Here is an 11350-nt window from a genome sequence, read left to right as displayed (position 1 = left end):
GTGAGTTGAGAAGCTTGCTGGAGGTATCAGAAGTGCGAATGCTGACATGAGTAACGATAATGGGTGTGAAAAACACCCACGCCGAAAGACCAAGGTTTCCTGCGCAACGTTAATCGACGCAGGGTTAGTCGGTCCCTAAGGCGAGGCTGAAAAGCGTAGTCGATGGAAAACAGGTTAATATTCCTGTACTTCTGGTTATTGCGATGGAGGGACGGAGAAGGCTAGGCCAGCTTGGCGTTGGTTGTCCAAGTTTAAGGTGGTAGGCTGGAATCTTAGGTAAATCCGGGATTCTAAGGCCGAGAGCTGATGACGAGTTACCTTTTAGGTAACGAAGTGGTTGATGCCATGCTTCCAAGAAAAGCTTCTAAGCTTCAGGTAACCAGGAACCGTACCCCAAACCGACACAGGTGGTTGGGTAGAGAATACCAAGGCGCTTGAGAGAACTCGGGTGAAGGAACTAGGCAAAATGGCACCGTAACTTCGGGAGAAGGTGCGCCGGTGAGGGTGAAGGACTTGCTCCGTAAGCTCATGCCGGTCGAAGATACCAGGCCGCTGCGACTGTTTATTAAAAACACAGCACTCTGCAAACACGAAAGTGGACGTATAGGGTGTGACGCCTGCCCGGTGCCGGAAGGTTAATTGATGGGGTTAGCTAACGCGAAGCTCTTGATCGAAGCCCCGGTAAACGGCGGCCGTAACTATAACGGTCCTAAGGTAGCGAAATTCCTTGTCGGGTAAGTTCCGACCTGCACGAATGGCGTAACGATGGCGGCGCTGTCTCCACCCGAGACTCAGTGAAATTGAAATCGCTGTGAAGATGCAGTGTATCCGCGGCTAGACGGAAAGACCCCGTGAACCTTTACTATAGCTTTGCACTGGACTTTGAATTTGCTTGTGTAGGATAGGTGGGAGGCTTTGAAGCGTGGACGCCAGTCTGCGTGGAGCCATCCTTGAAATACCACCCTGGCAACTTTGAGGTTCTAACTCAGGTCCGTTATCCGGATCGAGGACAGTGTATGGTGGGTAGTTTGACTGGGGCGGTCTCCTCCTAAAGAGTAACGGAGGAGTACGAAGGTGCGCTCAGACCGGTCGGAAATCGGTCGTAGAGTATAAAGGCAAAAGCGCGCTTGACTGCGAGACAGACACGTCGAGCAGGTACGAAAGTAGGTCTTAGTGATCCGGTGGTTCTGTATGGAAGGGCCATCGCTCAACGGATAAAAGGTACTCCGGGGATAACAGGCTGATACCGCCCAAGAGTTCATATCGACGGCGGTGTTTGGCACCTCGATGTCGGCTCATCACATCCTGGGGCTGAAGCCGGTCCCAAGGGTATGGCTGTTCGCCATTTAAAGTGGTACGCGAGCTGGGTTTAGAACGTCGTGAGACAGTTCGGTCCCTATCTGCCGTGGACGTTTGAGATTTGAGAGGGGCTGCTCCTAGTACGAGAGGACCGGAGTGGACGAACCTCTGGTGTTCCGGTTGTCACGCCAGTGGCATTGCCGGGTAGCTATGTTCGGAATAGATAACCGCTGAAAGCATCTAAGCGGGAAACTAGCCTCAAGATGAGATCTCACTGGAACCTTGAGTTCCCTGAAGGGCCGTCGAAGACTACGACGTTGATAGGTTGGGTGTGTAAGCGCTGTGAGGCGTTGAGCTAACCAATACTAATTGCCCGTGAGGCTTGACCATATAACACCCAAGCAATTTGCGAACTCGAGAGAGACCAGATTGCGGTGTGTGAAGACGAAGATGAACCGAAAGTTCGACGCTCACAAAACACCACGATCTATCACATACCCAATTTGCTGAAGCGAGGCCAACTGGCCACGACTCAGTACCCGAATTTCTTGACGACCATAGAGCATTGGAACCACCTGATCCCATCCCGAACTCAGCAGTGAAACGATGCATCGCCGATGGTAGTGTGGGGTTTCCCCATGTGAGAGTAGGTCATCGTCAAGATTAAATTCCGAAACCCCAATTGCGAAAGCAGTTGGGGTTTTGTTTTGCGCGCTCGAAAAGTGTCCGCCTTGTCCCCGCACGCCTGTCAGGCTGTGCCCGCCCCGTGCGCCACAGTGCTAAAGTCCACCCCTCGATTTTGCTTTTCCCAAGGAAGCCGTTATGCCGGACGCGACGTCCCTCAGCCCTGGATTCATGGTGGTTCACGGCAACCGCCTGGACGAACTGCGCAGCCTGGTGGTCAGTTGGATGCGCCGTTACCCACTGGCGCCTTTGGAAAACGAAATCGCCCTGGTACAAAGTAACGGCATCGCCCAGTGGCTGAAGCTGGCCTTGGCTGAAGATCCGCAAGAAGATGATATGGGCGGCTGTGGCATTGCCGCAGCCATCGACGTACAACTGCCTGGCAGCTTTATGTGGCAGCTCTATCGCATGGTCCTGGGCCGCGACGAAATCCCGCCCAAGTCCCTGCTTGATAAAGCCCCGCTGACCTGGCGCCTCATGCGTCTGTTACCGGAGCTGATCGACCAACCGCACTTCGAACCTCTGCAACGCTTCCTGACGCAAGACACCGACCTGCGCAAACGCTACCAACTCGCCGAGCGCCTGGCTGACCTCTTCGACCAATACCAGGTCTACCGTGCCGACTGGCTGGAGGATTGGGCCGCAGGCCGGCATCAACTGCGCAATGGTCGAGGTGAGTCCAAACCGCTCAACCCAGCCAACTGCTGGCAAGCCGAGCTGTGGCGCGCGCTGCTGCTGGATGTGGGTGAAGCAGGCATGGCCGAAAGTCGGGCCGGTGTACATCAGCGTTTCATCGAGCGCATCAACAGCCTTGAACAAGCACCGCCCGGCTTGCCTCCCCGGGTGATCGTCTTCGGTATCTCATCGCTGCCGGCCCAGGCGCTGGAAGCCTTGGCGGGTCTGGCCCGTTTCAGCCAGGTCCTGCTCTGCGTGCATAACCCCTGCCGCCATCATTGGTCGGACATCGTCGCCGACAAAGACTTGCTGCGTAACGAATACAAACGCCAGGCGCGCAAAGCGGGCATGCCCGTCACTATCGACCCACAAACTTTGCACCAGCACGCCCATCCGCTGCTCGCTGCCTGGGGCAAGCAGGGCCGTGATTACATCAGTCTGCTGGACAGCTACGATGATCCCAACAGCTACCGCGCCGCATTTCGCGACGGTCGTATCGACCTGTTCAGCGACAGCGAACCCACCACGCTGCTCAACCAACTCCAGGACGATATCCTTGAACTGCGCCCGTTGAATGAAACCCGTGAACGGTGGCCCGCTGTCGACTTGCAACGCGATACTTCGATCCGTTTCCATATCGCCCACAGCGCCCAGCGCGAAGTAGAAATCCTCCACGACCAATTACTTCATCGCTTCAGCGCCGACCCCTCCCTGCGCCCTCGGGACATCATCGTCATGGTCCCCGACGTCGACAGCTACGCACCGCATATTCGCGCGGTCTTCGGCCAGCTCGAACGCCATGACCCACGCTTTATCCCCTTCACCCTCACAGACCAAGGTCAACGTGGCCGCGACCCGCTGTTGATTGCTGTGGAGCACCTGCTCAAACTCCCCGACAGCCGCTTCCCCGTCAGCGAAATCCTCGATCTGCTCGACGTCCCGGCCCTGCGCGAACGCTTCGCCATCAAAGAGCGTGACCTGCCCACCTTGCATCGCTGGATCGAAGGGGCCGGCATCCGCTGGGGCCTGAATGCCGAGCAACGCGCCGGTTTGGGCCTGCCCGCGGAACTGGAGCAGAACAGCTGGCGATTCGGCCTGCGCCGTATGCTGCTGGGCTATGCCGTCGGCACCGGCACGGCCTGCGACGGTATTGAACCTTATGACGAAATCGGTGGCCTCGATGCGGCCTTGATCGGCCCGCTGGTCGGCTTGCTCGACGCCTTGCACGATGCCCATCAAGCGCTATCGGAACCCGCCGCGCCACAGGCCTGGGGCGAGCGTCTACAACGGTTGATGCAGCTGTTTTTCCTGCCCAGCAGCGAGCACGATGACTACCTGCTGGGCCAGCTCGAACAGCTAAGAGAAACCTGGCTGGAAACCTGCGAATCCGTCGGCTTGCAAGACGAGTTACCCCTTACGGTAGTACGTGAGGCATGGCTTGCCGGATTGGATCAGGGGCGCCTGTCCCAGCGCTTCCTGGCGGGAGCGGTCAATTTCTGTACGCTCATGCCCATGCGTGCGATCCCGTTCAAGCTGGTCTGCCTGCTCGGCATGAACGACGGCGATTACCCGCGGGCCCAGCCACCCCTGGATTTTGACCTGATGGGCAGCGATTACCGCCCCGGCGACCGTTCTCGCCGTGAAGACGACCGCTACTTACTGCTCGAAGCGCTGCTGTCAGCCCGTGACCAGCTGTATATCAGCTGGGTAGGCCGCAGCATCCGTGACAACAGTGATCGCCCGGCCTCGGTACTGATCGGCCAACTGCGCGACCACTTGGCCAGCGGCTGGCAGCACGCCAACAATGATCAGCCGCTGCTCGACGCAATGACCCAAGAGCACCCGCTGCAACCCTTCAGCGCACGCTACTTCCACGAAGGCGATTCGCTGTTCAGCTATGCCCGCGAATGGCAATTGCTGCATCAGGCACCGGCGGTCATCACCCAAGAGCAAGGCTTGACCCCTCACCAACAGGAAGAACCCCTGAGCCTTGGCCAGTTACAGGACTTCCTGCGCAATCCGGTCAAACACTTCTTCAGCCAGCGCCTGAAAGTATTCTTCGAAGCCGCTGAAGTGCCCCTGGCTGATGAAGAACCCTTCGTGCTGGACGCATTGCAACGCTACAGCTTAAGCGACAGCCTGCTGAACGCGGCACTCACCCAACCCGACCAACTCGATCAGGCGCTCAACGCCCAGGCCCTGCGCCTGCAAGGCAGCGGCCTGCTGCCGATGGTCGGTTTCGGTGAATGCCTGCGTAACGAGTTGATCGAGCCGTTGCCGGACCTGGTGCAACGCTATCAACACCTTCTAGCGCTGTGGCCCACCCCGCATACTGGCGCTGAACCGATCAGCTTTGCGTACCAAGGTATCCAGCTGGAAGGTTGGATCAGCGGTCTGCACCGACGCAGTGATGGCGGATTGTTAAGCGTCACCACCATCCCCAACAGTATTGGCTCGATCAAGACACGCAAGTGGCACCGCCTCATCCGCCCTTGGGTCAATCACGTGGTGGCCTGCGCCTGTGGCCTGCCCTTGAGCACCGGCCTGGTAGCCAGTGACGACACCTTGTTGTTGGCCCCACTGGACAAGGCCGGCGCCGAGGACATCCTCGGTAACCTGCTGTTGGCCTGGCACACGGGAATGAGCGCGCCGCTACCGGTCGCGGTGAAAACCGCGTTCGCCTGGCTTGGCCAGACCGACCCTGCCAAGGCCCAAGCGGCAGCGAGCAAAGCCTATGAAGGCGATGGCATCACCACAGACGGCGAACGCCGCGAAACGCCTGCCCTTACGCGGCAATTTCCCGACTACGCGGCCCTGGTCGCCAGTGAAGAGTTCGAAGGCTGGTGCGAAACCCTGTATCGCCCGCTGATCAACGCCCCCTGGCGATCGCTTTCCAGCACGGAGGCTGACGCATGATCGGCAAACCCTTGGCCCTGGCGTTCCCGCTCAAAGGCAGCCAGTTGATTGAAGCCAGTGCCGGCACCGGCAAGACCTTCACCATCTCCGCCTTGTACCTGCGCCTGGTGCTCGGCCACGGCGGTGGTGAGTCCGGTTTCGGCCGCGAGCTGCTGCCACCGCAAATCCTCGTGGTGACGTTCACCGACGCCGCCACCAAGGAGCTGCGTGAACGCATCCGCATCCGCCTGGCCGAAGCCGCGCGCTTTTTCCGTGACGAAATCGAGCAGCCTGATGCGCTGATTGCCGACCTGCGTGAGCAATATGAACCGCAGCAATGGCCCGCCTGCGCTAACCGGCTGGACATCGCCGCCCAATGGATGGATGAAGCCGCCGTCTCGACGATCCACAGTTGGTGCCAGCGCATGCTGCGCGAACATGCGTTCGACAGCGGCAGCCTGTTCACCCAGACCCTGGAAACTGACCATAGCGACCTGCTGGGCGAAGTGCTGCGCGACTACTGGCGATTGTTCTGCTACCCAATGCACGACGATGCCCTCAACTGGGTGCGCAACCATTGGGGCGGCCCCGCGGCGCTGATGCCACGGGTGCGTGCGTTGTTCGGCAGCGAGCGGCCCACCGACGAAACCCGCGAGCCAGCCGAACTGATCACCGCCTGCCTGCAAGAACGTCGTGCCGCGCTGGTTGCTCTCAAGGCACCCTGGCAACAATGGGCCGCCGAGCTGCGGGATATCTGCCTGCAAGCCGTGGCCGCCAAGGCGGTCGATGGGCGCAAGATGCAAGCGCGCTACTTCGAGCCCTGGTTCGAAAAGATCAGCGCCTGGGCCGCTGACGAAACCCTGGAACAACTGGACATCGGCACCGGCTTCACCCGCCTGACGCCTGACGGCATGGCCGAAGCGTGGAAAGGCGAGCCGCCGCAGCACCCTGGCATCGAGGCCATGGCCAGCCTCAAAGCCAGCCTCGACGCCTTGCCAACGCCCGACGCGGCGGTGCTGCAACACGCTGCCGGCTGGGTCGGCAAACGCTTCGAGGAAGAGAAACGTCGCCGCGCCGAGATGGGGTTTGACGACATGCTGATCCGCCTCAACGCCGCCCTCCAGGCAGACGGTGGCGAGCGCCTGGCCAGCGTGATCCGCGAGCAATTCCCGGTGGCCCTGATCGATGAATTCCAGGACACCGACCCGGTGCAATACAGCATCTTCGACAGCATCTACCGCATCGAAGAAAACCACCTCGACAGCGGCCTGTTCCTGATCGGCGACCCCAAGCAGGCGATCTACGCCTTTCGCGGCGCCGACATCTACACCTACCTGCGCGCCCGGCAATCCACCACCGGCCGTCATCACACCCTGGGCACCAACTTCCGCTCCAGCCATGCGATGGTCGAGGCGGTGAATCACGTGTTCCAGCGTGCGGAAACCGGTCGTGGTGCGTTCCTGTTCCGTGAGCCCAATGGGGATAACCCGGTGCCGTTTCACCCGGTGCTGTCCCAAGGCCGCAGCGAACACCTGCAGGTCGACGGCCAACCAATGCCGGCCATGAACCTTTGGCACCTGCCCACCGACCAGCCGATTTCCAACGTGGTTTACCGTCAACACCTGGCCGCCGCCTGCGCCACGCAAATCGTTGCGCTGCTCAACGGTGGGCAGCAAGGCACGGCGGGCTTTGTAATAGAGGGTAACCTCAAGGGCGTGTTGCCGTCAGACATCGCCATCCTCGTGCGCGATGGCAAGGAAGCCCAGGCCGTGCGTGCCGAACTGGCCAGCCGTGGCGTGCGCAGTGTGTACCTGTCGGATAAAGACTCGGTGTTTGCCGCCCAGGAAGCCCATGACCTGTTGGCCTGGTTGAAGGCTTGCGCCGAACCCGATGTCGAACGCCCGCTGCGTGCCGCCCTGGCCTGCGTCACCCTGAACCTGTCCCTATCGGAGCTGGAGCGTCTGAATCAGGACGAACTGGCGTGGGAATCACGGGTGATGCAGTTCCGTGGCTACCGTGCCATCTGGCGTACCCAAGGCGTGTTGCCGATGCTGCGTCGCCTGCTCCACGACTTCAAGCTGCCGCAAACCCTCATCGCCCGCAGTGATGGCGAGCGGGTGCTGACCAACCTGTTGCACCTCAGTGAATTGTTGCAACAGGCCGCCTCGGAACTGGATGGCGAGCAGGCGTTGATCCGTCATTTGGCCGAGCATCTGGCGCTGTCGGGACAGGCCGGTGAAGAGCAGATCCTGCGCCTGGAAAGCGACGAGCAACTGGTCAAAGTGGTGACCATCCACAAATCCAAGGGCCTGGAATACGACCTGGTGTTCTTGCCGTTCATCTGTTCGGCCAAGCCTGTGGACGGCAGTCGCTTGCCGCTGCATTACCACGATGGACAGGGCAAGTCCCACGTCAGCCTGCGACCCACGGCCGAGCTGATCGCCCAAGCCGACGATGAGCGCCTGGCCGAAGACCTGCGTTTGTTCTATGTGGCCTTGACCCGCGCCAAACACGCCTGCTGGCTAGGCATCGCCGACCTCAAGCGCGGCAATAACAGCAGCTCGGTCTTGCACCTGTCGGCGTTGGGCTATTTGCTTGGTGCTGGCGCGTCGTTAGGCGAATCAGCGGGTCTGGCGCGCTGGTTGCTGGACTTGCAGCAAGGCTGCGCGGCCATCGGTTATGACCATGTGCCGGACGCCCAAGACATCCTGTTCCACCCGCCGCGCAATCAAGCGACCCTGCTCGCACCATTGCTGCCTGAACGTAAGGCCACGGAAAACTGGTGGATTGCTTCCTACAGTGCCTTGCGCATTGGCGACAGCATGAGCGCCGCCAGTCTTGAAGCACCGGAAAGCCCCCAGGCCCAGAAACTGTTCGATGACGAACGCCTCGACCCCGATGCGCCACGGGAAGTGGCGGCGTCCGGCGGTGATATTCATCGTTTCCCACGCGGTCCTAATCCAGGCACCTTCCTCCACGGCTTGTTGGAGTGGGCCGGTGAAGAGGGTTTCAACGTGACGCCCGAGGCCATCGAAAAAGCCGTGGGCGCACGTTGTAACCGCCGCAACTGGGAAGGCTGGATCGTCACCCTCAGCGGCTGGCTGGGTCATCTGTTGCAAACGCCGTTGCCGCTGTACAACGACCACGTGACCTTAAGCGGCCTTCAGCAGTACCAGATCGAAATGGAGTTCTGGTTCGCCAGTCACACAGTCGATGTGCTGGCCCTCGACAAACTGGTGTGCCAGCACACCCACGGCGGTGTTTCCCGTGTGGCCGCTGAGCCGGTGCTGCTCAACGGCATGTTCAAGGGTTTTATCGACCTGACGTTCGAACACGATGGCCGCTACTACGTGGCGGACTACAAATCCAATTGGCTCGGCCCCGACGATTCGGCCTACACCCAGCAAGCCATGGAGCACTCGATTCTTGAGCATCGGTACGACCTGCAATACGTACTTTACCTGCTGGCCCTGCACCGCCAGCTCAAGGCGCGCCTGCCTGATTATGACTACGACCAGCACGTCGGCGGCGCCCTGTACCTGTTTCTGCGTGGCACCCAGTCGGTGAGCCAGGGGGCGTATTTTACCCGGCCGCCCCGCGAGCTGATCGAGAGTCTGGATCTGCTGTTCCAGGGCAAGCCTATCCCGCCCAAGGTCGAGCCCGTCTGGGAACAAGGAGTGTTGCTATGAGCCTGTCGCCGTTACCGCTAGAGGAGCTGGCACCGCTGAGTCGCGCCACCGACCTGGTGCAGTTGCTTGAGCGTTGGGTCGAGCGTGGCTGGTTGCGGGCCCTGGACAAAGCCTTCGTCGGCTTCCTGCATGAGCTTGACGCCCAGGCCGACCCCTTGGTCTTGTTGGCGGCCGCCTTGACCAGCCATCAACTGGGCCATGGTCACGTCTGCCTTGACCTGTTCGAAACCCTCAAGGCGCCGGACTTCGCCCTGTCATTGCCGCCCGAAGGCGACCTGCACACTGGCGCCATGCTGCTGCCGTCGCAATTGCTGCACGACCTGGACGGTGCCCATTGGTGCCATGCCCTGGCGTGCAGCCCATTGGTAGCGCTGGCGGTCGATGGCAGCGACGCGGCCCAGAGTCGTCCGTTGGTGTTGTCTGGCAAGCGCCTGTACCTGCGCCGCTACTGGACCTACGAGCGACGTATCGACCGCGCCCTGCGCCTGCGCCTTGCGAACGTGGAGCCCGCAGCTGCCGATTTGCCACAACGCCTCAACCGCCTGTTTGACCAACCGGCGCCCGACGGTGTAATTGACTGGCAAAAGCTTGCCTGTGCCCTGGCAACCCGCGGCGCCTTCAGTATCGTCACCGGCGGCCCCGGCACCGGCAAGACCACCACCGTGGTGCGCCTGCTCGCGTTGTTGCAGGCACCCGCTGTGGAGTCCGGCAGCCCGTTGCGTATTCGCCTGGCTGCGCCCACCGGTAAAGCCGCTGCGCGCCTGACCGAATCCATCAGCCAGCAAGTGCTGTCACTGACAGTGCCCGACGACGTGCGGGAAAAAATCCCGACCCAGGTCACCACGGTTCATCGCCTGTTGGGCAGCCGTCCGGGCACCCGCCACTTCCGGCATCACTTGGGTAATCCATTGCCGCTGGACGTGCTGGTGGTGGATGAAGCCTCGATGATTGACCTGGAAATGATGGCCAACCTGCTCGATGCCTTGGCGCCCCATGCGCGTCTGGTATTGCTGGGCGACAAGGACCAGTTGGCGTCGGTGGAGGCCGGTGCGGTACTCGGCGATTTGTGCCGTGACGCCGAAGCCGGCTGGTACAGCCCGCAGACTCTGCAATGGCTGCAAGCGGTCAGCGGCGAAGACCTCAGTGCCAGCGGCCTGCAAGAAGACCTCGATGCCCGTCATCCCCTGGCCCAGCAGGTGGTGATGCTGCGCTATTCGCGTCGTTTCGGCGAAGGCAGCGGCATCGGCCAGCTGGCGCGCTGGGTCAACCAGCAAAATGCCGAAGAGGCACGTCAGTTGCTGGCCGCGCGCCGTCATGACGACCTGTTTTGCCTAAGCCTCAAGGGCGAGCATGACCACGGCCTTGAGCGCTTGGTGCTGGACGGGCAGGGCGACGGCGCCCAGGGTTATCGCTACTACCTGAACCTGCTGCAATCGGCACGTCCACCTCTGGATACGCCGCGCGATGACCCGGCCTGGACCTATTGGGCGCAACAATTGTTGCAAGCCTTTGATGCGTTCCAATTGCTCTGTGCCGTGCGCAAAGGGCCCTGGGGGGTTGAAGGGCTGAACCAGCGCATCACCGCGGCCCTGCGCAAAGTCCGCCTGATCGAAGGCGACGAGCAGTGGTACGAGGGCCGTCCGGTCTTGATGACCCGTAACGACTATGGCTTGGGCCTGATGAACGGGGACATCGGCATCGCGCTGAAACTGCCCGAAAGCGATGGCGGCCCCCACGTGCTACGCGTGGCCTTCCCACGTAACGATGGCCAGGGTGGCGTACGTTTCGTGCTGCCCAGCCGCTTGAATGATGTCGAAACTGTGTATGCGATGACCGTACACAAATCCCAGGGCTCGGAGTTCATCCATACGGCGCTGATCCTGCCGGATGCTTTGAACCCGGTGCTGACCAAAGAATTGATCTATACCGGTATTACCCGCGCCAAGCGCTGGTTCAGCTTGATCGAGCCCCGGGGTGGTGTGTTTGAAGAGGCGGTACGGCGCAAGGTCAAGCGTTTGAGCGGGTTGATGCTGGAGTTGGACGCCGCACCGGAAAAAACTGACTGATAGGTCATGAAATATTTCTGATTCAGATGTCTGATTTTTCTG

General features: G+C 60.6%; 3 protein-coding genes and 2 rRNA genes (1 of these 5 running past the window's edge). All 5 read left to right on the top strand.

Features of this window, described 5'->3' with window-relative positions:
* Window positions 1–1689 (top strand): 23S ribosomal RNA (locus AB4P90_RS24380); it begins 1203 nt to the left of the window's first position.
* A gap of 157 nt (window positions 1690–1846) precedes the next feature.
* Window positions 1847–1962: ribosomal RNA gene (rrf, locus tag AB4P90_RS24375) — 5S ribosomal RNA — on the top strand.
* 159 nt (window positions 1963–2121) lie between these two features.
* Window positions 2122–5574: an exodeoxyribonuclease V subunit gamma gene (recC, locus tag AB4P90_RS24370; RefSeq protein WP_395605430.1), complete on the top strand. Its 3453-nt coding sequence runs from the start codon at window positions 2122–2124 to the stop codon at window positions 5572–5574.
* Window positions 5571–9242, top strand: coding sequence for an exodeoxyribonuclease V subunit beta (gene recB / locus AB4P90_RS24365; protein ID WP_395605429.1), 3672 nt, complete (start codon window positions 5571–5573; stop codon window positions 9240–9242). Before recC ends, recB begins: the two co-directional genes overlap by 4 nt.
* Entirely contained in the window at window positions 9239–11308 is a 2070-nt protein-coding gene (recD, locus tag AB4P90_RS24360; RefSeq protein WP_020302526.1) for an exodeoxyribonuclease V subunit alpha, read from the top strand. Before recB ends, recD begins: the two co-directional genes overlap by 4 nt.
* The last annotated feature ends 42 nt before the right edge of the window (window positions 11309–11350 follow it).

This window comes from Pseudomonas sp. B16120, assembly GCF_044218845.1.
Classification (GTDB): Bacteria; Pseudomonadota; Gammaproteobacteria; order Pseudomonadales; family Pseudomonadaceae; genus Aquipseudomonas; species Aquipseudomonas paracarnis.
Note: the sequence above shows the minus strand (reverse complement) of the source record. Positions and strands in the feature narration are given on the sequence as shown.

Excerpts from the sequence above, each read along its gene's own strand:
- recC (WP_395605430.1), top strand. The coding sequence starts at position 2,122 with ATGCCGGACGCGACGTCCCTCAGCCCTGGATTCATGGTGGTTCACGGC.
- recB (WP_395605429.1), top strand. The coding sequence starts at position 5,571 with ATGATCGGCAAACCCTTGGCCCTGGCGTTCCCGCTCAAAGGCAGCCAG.
- recD (WP_020302526.1), top strand. The coding sequence starts at position 9,239 with ATGAGCCTGTCGCCGTTACCGCTAGAGGAGCTGGCACCGCTGAGTCGC.